We start from the raw sequence: 15,137 nt of genomic DNA on the forward strand, positions 1-15,137 counted from the left end.
GTCTGTCGGGACCGTCCGCGCCGTGCCATAGTTCCGAGGTGTTCGCCCGGAACAGTGCGTGCGCATTGCCGTGGCCGACCTCGATGCGCGATTCTCGACGCGTCATTTCGACAAAACCCGGTCGCGTTCCCCCTGTCCCGTCAACGGGACCGGGGGAGACGAATGACATGGCGATCGGGACCCCACTCACGGACGAGCCGGAACCGACCGGAGCCGAACGGAGAAATCGTGCACATCACCGTCGATGAACAGTCCTGCGTCGGGGCGGGCCAGTGTGTCCTGTCCGTCCCCGACGTCTTCGACCAGGACGAGATGACCGGCCGTGTCGTCCTCCTCCAGGGGCGTCCGCCCGCGGACCTGGAGGACGACGTGGTCGAGGCCACCCGGGCCTGCCCGGCCCAGGCGATCACCGTGACGGACGACTGATTCTCCGGGCTCGATTCTCCGGGCTCGATTCTCCGAGCCTGATTCTCCGGGCCGTACGAGCCGTATCCCCCGGTCGCCTGCGGGCGGCCGGGGGATACGGCTCTGTGGGGGGAAGGGGCGCCGGACCGGCCGCGGTGGAGCGGGGGTCCGGCGCCTTGCGCACACGGGGCGAGCGGGGGCGGCGCTGCCCTCGTGCGGGCGGGTCAGCTCGTGAGGACCGCCTTCATGACCGATCCGTCGGCGACCGCGGCCAGGGCGTCCGCGTGCCGGTCCAGCGGGAACGCCGTCACCAGACTCGCCAGGTCGAACCGGGCGGCGAGCGTCGGCAGCAGCCGCACGTACTCGACGAGGTGCGCCCCGGTGAAGGCCCAGGAGCCGATGACGTCGAGCTGGCGGTAGACGATCTGGTGCGGGTTGACCAGCGTGTCACCGGCGTCCGTGTACTGGCCGATGACCAGGTACGTGCCGCCCCTGCGGGCCAGGTAGAGGCCCTGGGCGACGGCCTGGGGGACACCGGCGCACTCGATGACGAGGTCGGCGCCCTGGCCGCCGGTGGCCGCGTGCACCTCGTTCAGGATGTGGTCCGGGTCGGTGGCGTCGGCGATGTTCAGGTGGACGTCGCCGATGCCCGCGCGCGCCGCGGCCTCCAGACGCTCGGCCGGGCCGCCGATGACGATGACCTTGGCGGCCCCGGAGAGCTGGGCGAAGGCCGCGGCCGCGAGGCCGACCGGGCCGCTGCCCTGGACGACGACGACCTCACCGAGCCGCACCGGGCGGCGCTCGTACAGGGCGTGCACGACGGTGGGGCCCGCGCAGGCCAGTGACATCGCGGCGAGCGGGTCGACGCCGTCGGCCGCCTTGACGACGGTGGTGCCCTCCTGCAGGACGATGTGGTCGGCCCACGAGCCGGACAGCTCGGGACCGTCCACGGTCGAGCGGTTGACCCCGTACGTACGGCGGTTCTCGCAGAGCGTCGGCTCGCGGTGGATCCGGCACGGGGGACAGGTCCCGCAGGCGATGGACGAGGCCCACATGACGGAGTCGCCGGGCTTGAGCTCGGTGCCGAGGGCGTCGTGCGTGAGGCCCTCGCCCAACTCCCGTATCACGCCCAGGCCTTCGTGGCCCAGGACGAGCGGGGTGGGGATCGGCAGGTGGCCCTGGTGCAGATGCAGGTCGGTGCCGCAGATGCCGCCGTAGCCGCAGGCGACGATCATGCCGCGCTCCGGTGCGGCGGGAAGCGGGTACTCGCGCAGCGCGAGGGGCTTGCCGAACTCCTCCAGGACGACGGCGCGGCCGGTGCGGGCGGTCATACGGTCGCCTCCTCGAGGTCGTCGAGGAAGGTGCCGTCGAGCGGGGCGAGCGGCGCGGAGTCGCGGCACACCACGTAGTCGGGACGGGCCTCGCCGGGCCAGCTCGGCAGATTGCTGACCTCGTTGTACGTCGCGATGAGCAGGCGACGGGCGAAGGGCGACATGTTCGGGGCCGAACCGTGCACGATCTCCGAGGAGAAGAGCACCACGGAACCGGCCGGGCCCTTCGGGCTGACCATGCCGTGCCGGTCGACGAGGTCGGCCAGCTGCTCGGGGGAGAGCGAGATGTCGTCCGGGTCCAGGTGCTGGCTGGACTTGCGCTCCTCCTTGCGGCCCTCGTGCACGAGCCCGTCGCGGTGCGAGCCGGGCAGGAAGATGACCGGGCCGTTGAACTCGGTGACGTCGTCGAGGAAGACGCCCACGTTGACCTGGACCGGGGCGGGCAGGTTGTCGGAGATCTGCCAGGCGAGGAAGTCCTGGTGCCACGCCCACTTGTCGCCGCCGAAGGCGGGCTTGGCGTTGATCTTGAACTGGTAGACGTACACGTCGTCGGTGAGCAGCTGCTGGGCGGGGACCAGGATGCGCGGGTCACGCATGAGGCGGGCGTATTCGGCCTGCCGCTGGTGCGAGGAGTACACGGCGCGCACTTCCTCGCCGCCGTCCTCGATGATCCGGTGCGGACCCGGCGTGTTGCAGTCGCGCTGGAACGCCGTGCGCAGCCGGTCCACCTCGTTCTCGTCCAGCAGGGAATCGAGGAGTAGGAAACCGTTGTCCCGGTACTGCTCCAACTGCTCCTGGGTCAGACGCATGGTTCTTTTCGCTCCTTATGCGAGGGAGTTCACGTAGGGGGCGCGCACCTGGGTTCGCGCCGGGGGTTCACCCCATGAAATGTCCGCCGTCCACGATGAGCTGCTGCCCCGTGATGTAGGCCGACCGCGACGTCACCAGGAATTCGAGCGCGTCGGCGATGTCCTGCGGGGTGCCGATGCGCTTCTGGGGAATGGAGTCGAGGATGGCCGCGCGCCGTTCCGGCACGTCGAGCCGGTAGCGCTCGGTGACTTCTGGGGTGTCGGTAAAACCGGGGAGCAGGGCGTTGACCTGGATATGCGGAGCCAGTTCAAGGGCCATGCACTTGGTGAGCTGGAGCAGCCCCGCCTTGCTGGCGCAGTAGTTGGCGCCGTTCGCCCGCGGGCGGATCGCCGTGGTGGCACCGATATTGACGATGGAGCCGCCGCCGGCCTCGATCATGGCGGGCGCCAGTGCCTGGCTGAGATGGAAAGGACCGGACAGATTGGTCGCGACGACCTGGTCCCAGTCCTCCTCGGTCAGGGAGAGGAAGGACCGGTCGCGGTTGACCCCGGCGTTGTTCACCAGGATCCGGGGGGCGCCGTGCTCGTCGAGGATCCGCGCGCAGGCGTCGCGGATCTCGGCGGGCCTGCCGACGTCGACGCGGACTGGCACGATCTGTCCTTCGCCCGCCTCCGCCGCCTCCTTGGCCGCGGTCTCGTCGCTCCGGTAGAGGGCGAGCACCCGGTGGCCCAGGGCGCAAAGGCGCAGGCTCAGCGTCAGTCCGATGCCCCGGGTGCCGCCGCTGATCACTGCCGTCGCCATGAGAACTCCACAGAGGTGCGTGCTGCGGGGCGGTCGGCAGGGCGCGAGGCCCCGGCGCCGGGAAGGCCGGGCAGATCGCGCACGTCCATCACCCCGTACAGACGAATGGATCGGAAGAAGTGGTTCGGATCAGGCCGCCGCCCGCGGTGAGTTGGGCGGGGAATATCCCCGGGCGTACCGCCGCCGGTGAATTTCCAGACGCGTCGCCCAAGCCTCCCGGCCTGCGAACACACCCTCATGCCTGCGGCCTGTCGTGGTCAAGCAGACAAAGAGTGCCTGACAAGACCGCTTCGCGGCATCTCGGATGTCCTGTCCACAGGACACGGGGACGTCACACGGGTGCCGCGCCGGTGAATGACGTGCGGGTGGGCGCGGGGAATTGACGGTGCGCGTACGGTACAGGTTTCGTACGCCACGCAACGGGAAAGTCGGGCCTCCGCCGTGTGGTGCGGAACACCCCGACGCGGGGCCGCAGGTCATCGATCCGCGGGCCCCCGGCGGCACTTCGACGATGCCCGCACGACGCCGCCGCGCAACGCGGCGCAAACGCCCGGTACATGCCCCGCGATTGCTCTTCCGCGGCTTTCCGTGAACCCTGTTCGAGTCCGTGTCCGCCCTGCTCCCTCGCCGTGTCGCCGGAGGTCATTCGGATGTCCTGTAGACGGGACACCGGGGCCGCCGCGCAACGCCCTGCCAGGGACTCTTCTTTGCTTGACCCCGGCAGGGCGCAGGCGTGAGGGTGTGTGCGCAGGCCGGGAGGCTTGGGCGACGCGTCAGGAATTCACCGGCGTCGATGCGCCCGGGGATATTCCCCGCCCCGGTCACCGCGGGCGGCGGCTTGATCTGAACCACTTCTTCGATCCATTTGTCTGTGTGGGGTGATGGATGTGCATGCTCCGCTGGAGCGAAACCGTCCGCTGACGACTGAGGATGGTGCGGCCGGACGGATCCTCGACACGACGGTGCTCGAGCTGTTCGCCCAGCAGGCCCGGCGGACTCCCGACGCGATCGCCGTAGTCTGCGGAACCGAGACCTTGACCTTCGGGCAACTCGACGCCAGGTCCGACGTGTTGGCCGCTGGCCTCGCGGCGCGCGGCGTGGCGCCGGAGTCGCTCGTCGCGGTCGCGCTGCCGCGGTCCACGGAGGCGGTCGCGGCCGTCCTCGCGGTGCTGAAGGCGGGCGCCGCCTATCTGCCGCTCGACCCCGACTACCCGGTCGAGCGCGTCGAGTTGATGCTGGGCGACGCGCAGCCCGTCCTCCTGCTGAGCACCGGGGCCGACGTCCGGCGCCTGAGCAGCTCCTACCCCACCGTGGACGTGGCGGAGCTGGCCGAAGGCGCCGGGGCAGGGGCCGAGGCCGTCGCCGACGTCGTCGTGCACCCGCTGACGCTCTCGTACGTCATCTACACCTCCGGGTCGACCGGCAGGCCCAAGGGCATCGGCGTCACCCACCGCGATGTGGCGGCCCTGGTCCAGGACCACCGCTGGCACCACGGCATGCGGATGCTGCTGCACTCGCCGATGGCCTTCGACGCCTCCGTCCTGGAGATCTGGGTGCCCCTGCTCAACGGCGGCACCGTCGTCGTCGAGCCGTCCCCCGACCTCACCCCCGCCGTCCTCGCCGACCAGATAGCCCGGCACGGCGTCACGATCGTCTGGCTCACCAGCGCGCTCTTCAACCTCCTGGTGGAGGAGGACGCGACCTGTCTGCGGGGCCTGCACGAGGTGTGGGTGGGCGGCGACCGGGTCTCCCCGCAGTCCGTCGCGCGGGCCCAGGCGGCCTGCCCCGACACGGTCGTCGTGAACGGCTACGGGCCGACCGAGACCACGGTCTTCACCACCGCCCACCAGGTCGACCCGGCGAGCAGGCCGGACGAGGAGGTGCCCATCGGGCAGCTCTTCGACACCCTCGACGGCTACGTCCTCGACGAGCGCCTGCGGCCCGTGGAGCCGGGCGTCATCGGCGAGATGTACGTCGCGGGCGCCGGCATCGCCCGCGGCTATCTGCGCCGCGGCCCGCTGACCTCCGAGCGGTTCGTGGCCAGCCCCTTCGGCCCCGCCGGTGAACGGATGTACCGCACCGGCGACTTGGTGATCCGCAACGACGACGGCCTGCTCGTGTACCAGGGCCGCGCCGACCACCAGGTCAAGGTGCGCGGCTACCGCATCGAGCTCGGCGAGATCGAGGCGGCCCTCCTCGCCCACCCGGCGGTCGCCCACGCCGCCGTGATCGCCCGTCAGGTCGGTACGAGCGACGCGGCCAAGCAGCTCTTCGGCTACGTGGTCCTCACCCAGGACGGCGCGCCCGCGCCGGACGCGGCGGACTTCCCGGCCGAACTGCGGGAGTTCATCGGGCAGCGACTTCCGGAGTTCATGGTTCCGGTCGCACTGATGGTGCTCGACCGGTTCCCGCTGACCCCGAACGAGAAGCTGGACCGGGCCGCCCTGCCGGAGCCGCGCTTCACCAGCACCGCCTACCGGGCGCCGCGCACCGAGGCCGAGGAGGTCCTCGCGGGCGTCTTCGCCGAGGTGCTCGGCCAGCCCCGCGTCGGCGTCGACGACGACTTCTTCGCCCTCGGCGGCGACAGCATCCAGTCCATCCAGGTCGTGTCGCGCGCCAAGGCCCAGGGCGTCCTCGTCACCTCGCGGCAGGTGTTCGAGCACCGGACCGTGGCCGAACTGGCCGCCGTCGCCGCCGCCGACACCGGGGACAGCGGCCCCGTCCTGGCCGAGCTCGACGGCGGCGGCGTGGGCCACATGCCGCTCATGCCGGTGGCGCACTGGATCCTGGAGAACGGCCCCGGCTTCGACTCCCTGCTCCAGGCCGTCGTCCTGGAGCTGCCGCGGGACATCGACCGGGACGGCCTTGCCGCGACCCTGACGGCGGTCCTCGACCGGCACGACCTGCTGCGCGCGCGGCTGCTCCCCGACGGGCTGCTCGTCACCCCGCCCGGATCCGTGGACGTGGACCCGCTGATCCGCACGGTGTCCTGCGACGGGCGGTTCGCGGGCGAGTCCTGGCGGACCCTGCTCGTCACCGAGCTCCAGGACCTGGCGGGACGCCTCGACCCGGTGTCCGGGACCCTCGCGCAGTTCGTCTGGTTCAAGCCGCCCACCGGACCGAGCCGCCTCCTGGTCGGCCTGCACCACATGGTCGTCGACGGCGTGTCCTGGCGGATCCTCATGCCCGACCTCGCCGCCGCCTGGGCACAGGTGCGCGACGGCGCGACCCCGCAGCTCACCGCGCCCGCCACATCCGTACGACGGTGGGCCCACGCCCTGGTGGACGAGGCGAGCAGGCCCGAGCGGGTGGCCGAGCTCGCCCGGTGGACCTCGATCCTCGACGGCCCCGACCCGGTCCTCGGCACCCGGCGCCTCGACCCGGCGGTGGACGTGCAGTCCACCGTCGAGAAGGTGCGCGTGGTGCTGCCGGGCGCGGCCTCCGAGGCCGTCCTCACCTCCGTCCCCGCGGCCTTCCGCGGCGGCGTCAACGACGTGCTGCTCGCCGCCCTGGCGATGGCCGTGGCCCGCTGGCGCCGCACGCGCGGCGTCGAGGAGCCCTCGACGCTGCTGCGCCTCGAAGGCCACGGGCGCGAGGAGGAGTCGGTGCCCGGCGCCGACCTCTCGCGCACCGTGGGCTGGTTCACCAGCTTCTTCCCGGTCCGCCTCAACCTCTCCGGGATCGACGTAGAGGACGCCTTCGCCTCGGGTCCCGCCGCGGGCGCCGTCATCAAGGCGGTCAAGGAGCAGCTGCTCGCCCTGCCCGACAAGGGCCTGGGCTACGGCCTCCTGCGCTACCTCAACCCGGAGACCGCGAAGGCGCTGCGCCCGCGCGGCCTCGGCCAGATCGGCTTCAACTACCTGGGCCGCTTCGCCACCGGTGACGTGCCCGAGGACGTGCGCGCCCTCGGCTTCACCCAGACCTCGGACGCCGCGGACTTCACCGAGCTGGCCGAGCTGGACGCCGGGCACGACCCGGCCATGCCCGCGCTGTGCGAGGTCGACATCAACGCGATGGTCACCGACACCGCGGCGGGCCCGCGCCTGGGCGCGGTCTTCGGCGCCCCGGCCGGGGTCCTCACCGCGGCCGAGGTCGGCGAACTGGCCGAGCTGTGGCAGTCCGCCCTGGAAGCGCTGGTGCGGCACGCCTCCGCCCCCGGCGCGGGCGGCCTGACGCCGTCGGACGTACCGCTGGTCAACGTCTCCCAGGGAGAGCTGGAGACCTGGGAGAAGCAGTACCCGGGCCTGGCCGACGTCTGGCCGCTGACCGATCTCCAGGCCGGTCTGCTGCACCACTCCAAGCTGGCGGGCACCGGCGTGGACATGTACCAGGTGCAGCTCCTCTTCGGCTTCGACGGGCCGGTGGACGCCGCGCGGATGCGGGCGGCCGGGCAGGCCCTGCTCGACCGGCACGCGAGCCTGCGCACCGCCTATGTGCCCGACGTCTCCGGGGACATGGTCCAGCTCGTCGTCTCGGGCGTGACGCTGCCGTGGCGCGAGGTGGACGTGACGAAGGACGCGTTCGAGTCCTTCCTCACCGAGGAGCGCACCACCACCTTCGACACCACCGAGCCGCCGCTGCTGCGCATGACCCTGGCGCACGTCGACGACGGGCGCACCGAGCTGGTCCTCACCGCCCAGCACGTGCTCTTCGACGGCTGGTCCGAGCCGATCCTGCTGCGCGAGCTGCTGTGGCTGTACGCCGACGCCTCCGCCCTGGGCAAGGCGCCGTCCTTCAAGGAGTTCCTCGGCCACCTCCAGCGCCGCGACGACAAGCAGCGGGAGCTGTCGGTACGCGCCCACACCGAGGCCCTCGCGGGCGTCGACGAGCCGACGCTGCTCGTGCCGGAGCAGGCGGAGGACGGCGGGAGCGGCTTCGGCGAGCTCGACCTCGCGCTCACGCCCGACGAGGCCCGCGCGCTGGTCCGGCGGGCCGCGGAGACGGGCAGCACGCCCAGCAACGTCGTCCAGGCCGCCTGGGCCGTGGTCCTCGGGGAACTCACCGGGCGCACCGACGTGCTGTTCGGAGCCACGGTCTCGGGCCGCCCGCCCACGCTCGCGGGCGTGGCCGACACGGTCGGCCTGTTCATCAACACCGTGCCGGTCCGCGCGCGCTGCGCGCCGGGCAAGACCCTCGCCCAGGTGGCGACCGAGCTCCAGGCCTCGCAGGCCGCCCTGCTCGACCACGACGACTGCGGCCTGGCCGACATCCACGAGGCCGCGGGCCTGGACGCGCTCTTCGACACGCTCGTCCTGGTCCAGTCCCACCCGTTCGACAACGCTGCCATCTCCGAGGCCAGCGAGGCCGCCGGGCTGCCCGTGCCCACCTTCCGCAACATCGCGGGCGGCAACTACCCGCTCATGGTGATGGCCGAGCTGGACCCGTTGCTCCGCCTGAAGCTCCAGTACCAGCTCGGCGCCTTCGACCGGGCCGGCGCGTCCGGCGTCGGGGAGCGGCTGCTGCGCGTGCTGCGGGCGTTCCTCAGCGACCCGCACAGCCGGGTCGGCGCGGTGGGCACCACCGAGGCCGACGCGCTCGCGTCCGCGGCGCGCCCGGCGGCGGCCCCGGCCGTCTTTGACGACCTGGTGCCGCAGCTGTTCGCCCGCCTGGTGGCCGAGGGCCCGGACACCGTGGCCCTCGTCGCCGACGGGGCGACGACCAGGCGCGAACTGGACGAGCGGGCCGACCGCCTCGCCGGCGAGCTCCTGCGGCACGCCGTGGAGCCGGACTCCGTCGTGGCCATCAGCTGCACGGACCCGGTGGACCGGACGGCCGCGCTGCTCGCCGTCCTGAAGGCGGGCGCCTGCGCCCTGCCCCTGGACGCCGAGGACTCCCCGGAGTGGAGCGGCTCCGTCGTCCGCGACGCCGCCGTGAGCGCCGTCATCGTCGACAAGGCGACCGACGACCGCGGCTGGGGCGCCCTGCCCCGGATCACGGTCCCCCTCAGCGCCCTCGACGCGGCTCCCGCCGCCCCGCAGGTCCGTCCGCTGCCCGGCCGCCTCGCCGTGCTGGCCTACGCCCCGGACGCGACGGCCAGGCCGCAGGCGCTCGCCGTCACCCACGCCGCACTGGCACGCGGCGTCGGCGGCTTCGCCGCCGAGGCCCCGGCACCGCTGGAGGCGGGGCCCGCCGCGCCCGCCGCCGACCTCCTGCTCGCCCTCTGCGCGGGCCGCACCGTCGAGATCCGCGACGGCGCGCCGGAGGTCCGCCCGCTCGACACCGACCCCGCCAGGGCCCGTGTCCTCAGCCCCTCGCTCGCCCCCACCCCGCCGGGCGGCACCGGCGAGCTGTACGTCACGGGCGAGTACGGACGCGGTTACCCGAGGAGCGGCGCCCGCACGGCCGAGCGCTTCGTCGCCGACCCCTACGGCCCGGCCGGAGCCCGCCTCCACCGCACCGGACTGCGGGCCCGCGTCACCGCCGACGGGGGAGTCGAGCCGCTCGGCATCACCGCCGACCAGGCCGTGGGCCACCGGGCGCTGGAAGGCGTCCTGTCGGGCCGCGCCGAGGTGGCGGGCGTCACCGTGGTCACCTCGGGCACCGGACCGGTCGCCTACGTCGTCGCCGCGGACGGCGCCCGGATCGTCCCCGACGAGCTGCGGGAAGCCGCCGCCCAGCGCCTGCCGCACCGGCTCGTCCCCCGGGCCGTCGTGGTCCTGGACGAGCTGCCCAGGACCGCCACCGGACGGCTCGACGCCAAGCGGCTGCCCGAAGCCGCCGAAGCGCCGCGGCAGGCCAGGACCGCGGGCAGCGAGCGCGAGGAGTTCCTGACCCGGATCTTCAGCGACGTACTGGGGCGGGAGAGCGTCGGCGTCGACGACAACTTCTTCGCCATGGGCGGCAATTCACTGCTTGCCACCCGCCTGATCGGCCGGGTGCGCAACGAGCTGGGCGTGGAGCTCACCATTCGCTCGATATTCCAGTACAAGACCATCGCCGAACTTGCGGCCCACTGGGACGAGATCGTCACAGCGAGCGGCCCCCGACTGCGCAAGATGAGCTAGGGAGAAACCCAGCATGTCCATAGTGAGCCCCGAACTTGCCGGTGAGACCCCCTACATCTGGCGCGCCCGGCAGCCGCAGAGCAGGCACCGGCTTATCTGCTTCCCGCACGCGGGTGCGGGCGCCACGGCCTACGCCGAGTGGGCCGCCCTCCTGCCGCCGGAGATCGAGCTGGTCGCCGTGCAGCTGCCCGGACGCCAGGACCGCATCGCGGAGGAGCCGTTCAGCGAGGTCGGCCCGCTGGTCAGCGTGTTGACGCACGCGCTGCGGCCCGTGCTCGGCGGTTCGTACTCCTTCTTCGGCCACTCCTGCGGCGCCGCGCTCGCCTTCGAGCTCGCCAAGGCCCTGCGCGCGAAGGGGCAGACAGGCCCCGAGCACCTGTTCCTCTCCGCCCAGGCGGCCCCCGGCGCGACCGGGATCCGCCAGCTGCACGACCTGTCCGACGACGAGTTCCGCGACGCGATGCTGACCCTCGGCGGCATCGACGAGGAGATCGCGAACGACGAGTTCGTCATGGACTCCCTGGTGCCCGTCCTGCGCGCGGACTTCAGCCTCTGGGAGCGCCACCGCACGGCTCCCGAGGCGCCGCTCGACTGCCCCATCACCGTCCTGGCGGGGGAGGAGGACCCGCAGGCGCCGAAGGACTCCCTTGACGGCTGGCGCGACCAGACCAACGCCGAGTTCACCCTGCGCTTCTACTCCGGCGGGCACTTCTACTTCCTCGACTCGCCCGGCATCGTCGTCTCGGCCATCGCCGAGAAGGTGCTCGGCGCGGTGGCGGGGAGGACCGCATGACGAGCCCGGACGCCATCGGCGCACTCGACGAGATCACCGGCCGGATCACCGCGGCCGCCCGGACGGTGCCCGGGGTCGGCGACGCCGTCGCCGTGGCCCGCAAGGGGGTGCGGACGGCGGCCGCCGCCGCCCCGCTCCCCGCGGCCGCGCCGCCCGCGCCGGACGAGCAGGACCTCCAGGACGCCGTGCCCGCCGTCCTGGACGGCGGCCCCGTGCACGTCCCGGACGGCGCGCCGACCACGCTCCAGGAGGCCCTGCGGCAGGCGGCCCTCCTCGCGCCGGACAAGGGCACGATCTACCTCACCAAGGGACACGACGACGTGTTCCAGAGCTACGCGGAACTCCTCGCCGACGCCGAGCGGGTCCTCGCCGGACTCCGCGCCGCGGGGCTGCGCCCCGGGGACGCGGCGCTGTTCCAGTTCGACGACAACAAGGCCTTCCTGACCGCGTTCTGGGCCTGTGTCCTCGGTGGCTTCGTACCGACCCCGGTCGGCGTGGCCACGACGTACCGGGCGGAGAACGAGACCAACCGCAAGCTCCACAACGCCTGGAAGCTGCTCGACCGGCCCGTGCTGCTCACCGACGACGCCACCGCTGAGGCGCTCGCCGGGGTGCGCGAGCTGTGGGGCGAGCCCGAGGTGCGCATCCGGACCGTCACCGAGCTCGTGGCCTTCGCGCCCGACAGCGACTGGTTCCCCGCCACCCCCGGGTCACCGGCGCTCAACCTCCTCACCTCGGGCAGCACCGGAATGCCCAAGTGCGTGCACCACACCCACGCGAGCCTGGTGGCCCGGTCCCACGCCGTGATCCAGCACTCCGGGCTCTCCGGCGACGACATCAGCCTCATCTACATGCCGTTCGACCACGTCACGGTCGCCTTCTACAACGTCCGTGACGTCTTCGCGCGGTGCCTGCACATCAACGCCACGACCGAGCACGCGCTCGGCGACCCGCTGCTCTGGCTCGGCTGGGTCGACCGCTACCGGGTGACCAACACCTGGGCGCCGAACTTCGTCTACGCGCTGGTCAACGAGCACGCCGAGGAGGTCAGGAACAACCGCTCCTGGGACCTGTCGTGCCTGCGCGAGATCGTCAACGGCGGCGAGCCGGTGATCGCCTCGACCAGCCACCAGTTCCTGGACCTGCTCGCGCCGCACGGCCTCGCCGCCGACGCCATGCGCCCGGCGTGGGGCATGTCCGAGACCTGCTCCGGAGTGACGTACACCCAGCAGCACCGCGACGACCGCGCCGCGGGCACCGTCGCCATCGACCCCGCGTCGCTGACCGGGACCGTCCGCCACGTCGCCCCCGGCGACAAGGAAGCGGTCGTGCTCTCGACGGTCGGCAGCCCCATCCCGGGCGTGCAGCTGCGCATCGTGGACGACTCCGGCCGCGAGCTGCCCGAGGACCGCCTCGGCGAGCTGCGCATCCGCGGCGTGACGATCATGAACGGCTACTTCGCCAACGAGGAGGCCAACCGCGAGGCGTTCGACGAGGACGGCTGGTTCCGCACCGGCGACCTCGCGTTCGTCCACGACGGCGAGATCGTGATCGCCGGACGCAAGAAGGACCAGATCATCGTCCGCGGCATCAACTACATGGCGCACGAGATCGAGAGCGTCGTGGAGCGGGCCGCGGGCGTGAAGGTCACCTTCTCGGCCGCCGTCGGGGTGCGGGAGCCCGGCGCCGACTCCGACCAGCTCGTGGTCTTCTTCGTGCCGGTGCGCTGGGACGCCGACACGCTGGCCGGGGTCAGCGAGGAGCTGCGCGCCCTGCTGCCCCGCGAGGTCGGCATCGCGCCCGACCTCCTCGTTCCCGTCACCGAGGCGGAGTTCCCGAAGACCGGCAGCGGCAAGGTCCAACGCGCCGCGATCGCGAGCGCGTTCCGCGCCGGTACGTTCGCCGACCGCGTCATCGGCGGCGACACCGCCGAGGAGCCGCCGGACACCTGGCTGTTCCGGCGGCAGTGGAGCGAGCTGCCCGCCCCCGCCGCGGCGGCGGACGGGGCCGGGACCGGCGTCCGGATCGTCATCGGCGACGACGCCGACACGGCGCGCCTGGGCGTCGAGGGCCCGGTCGTCACCGTCCGCAGGGGGGAGCGGCTCACCGAGCACGCGCCCCTGCGGTTCGAGGCGCGCACCGACGACCGTGAGGACCTGCGGCGACTGCTCGCGGCCGTGACCGAGGCCCACGGCCCGGTCGCCGCCGTCGTCCTTGCCCCGCCGCTGTCCGGCGGCGGCGATCCGCACGCCCGCCTCACCGCGGCGACGGCGGAGCTGTCCGCCCTCGTCGGGGCGCTCGCCGACGGTACGTCCGGCCGCCCGGCGCTGCTCCTCGTCACCTCCGGCGCGGTGTACGTACGGGACGGGGACGCCGTCGACCTCGGCACCTGCGCGCTGCCCGCCCTGGTGCGGACCGCCGTCGCCGAGAACCCCGGCGCCGTGATCCGCCAGCTCGACCTGCCGGCCGACCCCGGCGCCTGGCCCGCGGCCGTGCGCACCGAACTCGCCGACTCCACGGGCACGGGCATCGTCGCCGTGCGCGCGGACCGGCGCTTCAAGCCGCAGGTGGCCCCGGTCGCCGACGACGTAGCACCGGCCCCCGCGCCGCTGGTCCCGGGCGGGCTCTACCTGGTCACCGGCGGCCTCGGCGGCATCGCGCACGAGATCACCGGCTATCTCGCCGCGGCCTACGGAGCGCGCCTGCTGCTCGTCGGCAGGTCGCCCGCCGAGGGCGAGAAGGCGGCCCGGCTCGCCGAGCTGTCCGCGCTCGGCAGCGTCGTGTACGAGCAGCTCGACATCACCGACGCGGCCGCCCTGGAAGCGGCGGTGGCCGCGGCCGAGGCACGCTGGGGACGCCCCCTGGACGGCGCCCTGCACCTGGCGGGGGCCAACCCCACGGGGCAGTGGGCCGACCTCGAACGGCACACCGTGGCCGCCGAGTCCGCGGAGACGTTCGCCGCCCAGTACGGGGCGAAGGTCGCGGGCACGCTCGCGGTGGCACAGGTCCTCAACTCGCGCCCCGACGCCTCGCTCGTGCTCTTCGGCTCCGTCAACGGCGAATTCGGCGGACATTCCTTCGGCGCGTATTCCGCGGCCAATGGATTCCTGGCCGGATTTGCAGATCACTGGCATCATGAGCGGCGCCGTACGGTGCATTGCCTGGCCTGGAGCATGTGGTCGGGCATCGGCATGAACGAGAATCAGTCGGACGCGCCCGCGCGCAGCCGAGGTTTCCGTTCCATTAACGCTTCCGACGGTCTGCGGCTGTTCACCGAAGGCATCGTGACGCCGCACCACTACCTGATCGTCGGCCTCGACCTCGGGAATCCGGCCATCGTGGACGAGCTGGTGCCCGAGCAGCTGCGGATCGGTGAACTGCTCGTCGCCTACACCGCCGACGGCGTCGAGCCGGAGGCCGTGCACGCGGCCGTGGCGCCCAGCGTGCGGGACTGCCCGGTCCCGGTGCGCCTGGTGCGCGTGGACCGCGTCCCGAGGGACGCGGCGGGCGGTGTCGACGTCGCCCAACTGCTCGCCGACACGGCCGCCGACCGGCCCAAGCGCACCTTCACCGCGCCCGCGAACGAGCTGGAGCGGCAGATCGCGGGGCTCTGGTCGGACGCCCTCAACCAGCCGGAGATCGGCCGGGACGACTCGTTCTTCGACCTCGGCGGCAACTCGATCCGGGCCACGCGCCTGCTCGCCCTCGTCGACGAGACGTTCGCGGTCCGGGTGCCGACGCAGGAGCTCTACGAGCGCCCCACCGTCGAGGCGATGGCGGAGTTCGTCAGGCGCCGCACGACGGACTGAGCGGTCGCGCGCCGCCGCCGGCGGCGCGCCGCCGGCGCGTCCGGCCGCCACGGCCCCGGCCGGTGCCCCGTTGTCCTGTCGCCAGGATAAAAGGGGCACCGGCCGAGTGCTGCTCCGCCTTGAATTCGCTTGACCCCAGGGGGCGCTGCGGGAAAAGTTAGTGTCGCTCCGCCGTCAGCCCGAA

At 72.9% G+C, this 15,137-nt stretch carries 7 protein-coding genes; 4 read left to right on the forward strand and 3 right to left on the reverse strand.

Annotation, left to right across the window (positions count from 1 at the left end; genetic code table 11):
• Positions 1–228: 228 nt before the first annotated feature.
• A complete protein-coding gene (locus CP982_RS32335) occupies positions 229–426 on the forward strand; it encodes a ferredoxin (protein WP_150513683.1) in 198 nt (65 codons plus the stop codon).
• A gap of 203 nt (positions 427–629) precedes the next feature.
• On the opposite strand, the gene CP982_RS32340 is transcribed toward CP982_RS32335, so the two are convergent.
• From CP982_RS32340 to CP982_RS32350, 3 genes are all read right to left on the reverse strand, one after another.
• Entirely contained in the window at positions 630–1,736 is a 1,107-nt protein-coding gene (locus CP982_RS32340) for a zinc-binding dehydrogenase (RefSeq protein ID WP_150513684.1), read from the reverse strand.
• Entirely contained in the window at positions 1,733–2,545 is an 813-nt protein-coding gene (locus CP982_RS32345; protein ID WP_150513685.1) for a phytanoyl-CoA dioxygenase family protein, read from the reverse strand. The genes CP982_RS32340 and CP982_RS32345 overlap by 4 nt, the downstream gene beginning before the upstream one ends.
• A gap of 67 nt (positions 2,546–2,612) precedes the next feature.
• Positions 2,613–3,347 carry an SDR family NAD(P)-dependent oxidoreductase gene (locus tag CP982_RS32350; RefSeq protein WP_150513686.1) on the reverse strand — a complete coding sequence of 245 codons (735 nt, stop codon included), beginning with the start codon at positions 3,345–3,347 and terminating at the stop codon, positions 2,613–2,615.
• A gap of 881 nt (positions 3,348–4,228) precedes the next feature.
• Between CP982_RS32350 and CP982_RS32355 the strand changes: the two genes are divergently transcribed.
• From CP982_RS32355 to CP982_RS32365, 3 genes are read left to right on the forward strand one after another with little or no spacing between them, the layout of a single operon-like run.
• Positions 4,229–10,351, forward strand: coding sequence for a non-ribosomal peptide synthetase (locus CP982_RS32355; RefSeq protein ID WP_150513687.1), 6,123 nt, complete (start codon positions 4,229–4,231; stop codon positions 10,349–10,351).
• Between the two features lie 13 nt (positions 10,352–10,364).
• A complete protein-coding gene (locus CP982_RS32360; protein WP_150513688.1) occupies positions 10,365–11,144 on the forward strand; it encodes a thioesterase II family protein in 780 nt (259 codons plus the stop codon).
• Entirely contained in the window at positions 11,141–14,953 is a 3,813-nt protein-coding gene (locus tag CP982_RS32365; protein ID WP_150513689.1) for an SDR family NAD(P)-dependent oxidoreductase, read from the forward strand. The genes CP982_RS32360 and CP982_RS32365 overlap by 4 nt, the downstream gene beginning before the upstream one ends.
• Positions 14,954–15,137 lie beyond the last annotated feature (184 nt).

Origin of the sequence: Streptomyces spectabilis (assembly GCF_008704795.1) — a bacterium.
Taxonomy (GTDB): domain Bacteria; phylum Actinomycetota; class Actinomycetes; order Streptomycetales; family Streptomycetaceae; genus Streptomyces; species Streptomyces spectabilis.

Bases quoted from the DNA above. Each gene is read 5' to 3' on its own strand.
- CP982_RS32365 (WP_150513689.1), top strand. From the start codon at position 11,141: ATGACGAGCCCGGACGCCATCGGCGCACTCGACGAGATCACCGGCCGG.
- CP982_RS32360 (WP_150513688.1), top strand. From the start codon at position 10,365: ATGTCCATAGTGAGCCCCGAACTTGCCGGTGAGACCCCCTACATCTGG.
- CP982_RS32345 (WP_150513685.1), bottom strand. From the start codon at position 2,545: ATGCGTCTGACCCAGGAGCAGTTGGAGCAGTACCGGGACAACGGTTTC.
- CP982_RS32350 (WP_150513686.1), bottom strand. From the start codon at position 3,347: ATGGCGACGGCAGTGATCAGCGGCGGCACCCGGGGCATCGGACTGACG.
- CP982_RS32340 (WP_150513684.1), bottom strand. From the start codon at position 1,736: ATGACCGCCCGCACCGGCCGCGCCGTCGTCCTGGAGGAGTTCGGCAAG.
- CP982_RS32355 (WP_150513687.1), top strand. From the start codon at position 4,229: ATGGATGTGCATGCTCCGCTGGAGCGAAACCGTCCGCTGACGACTGAG.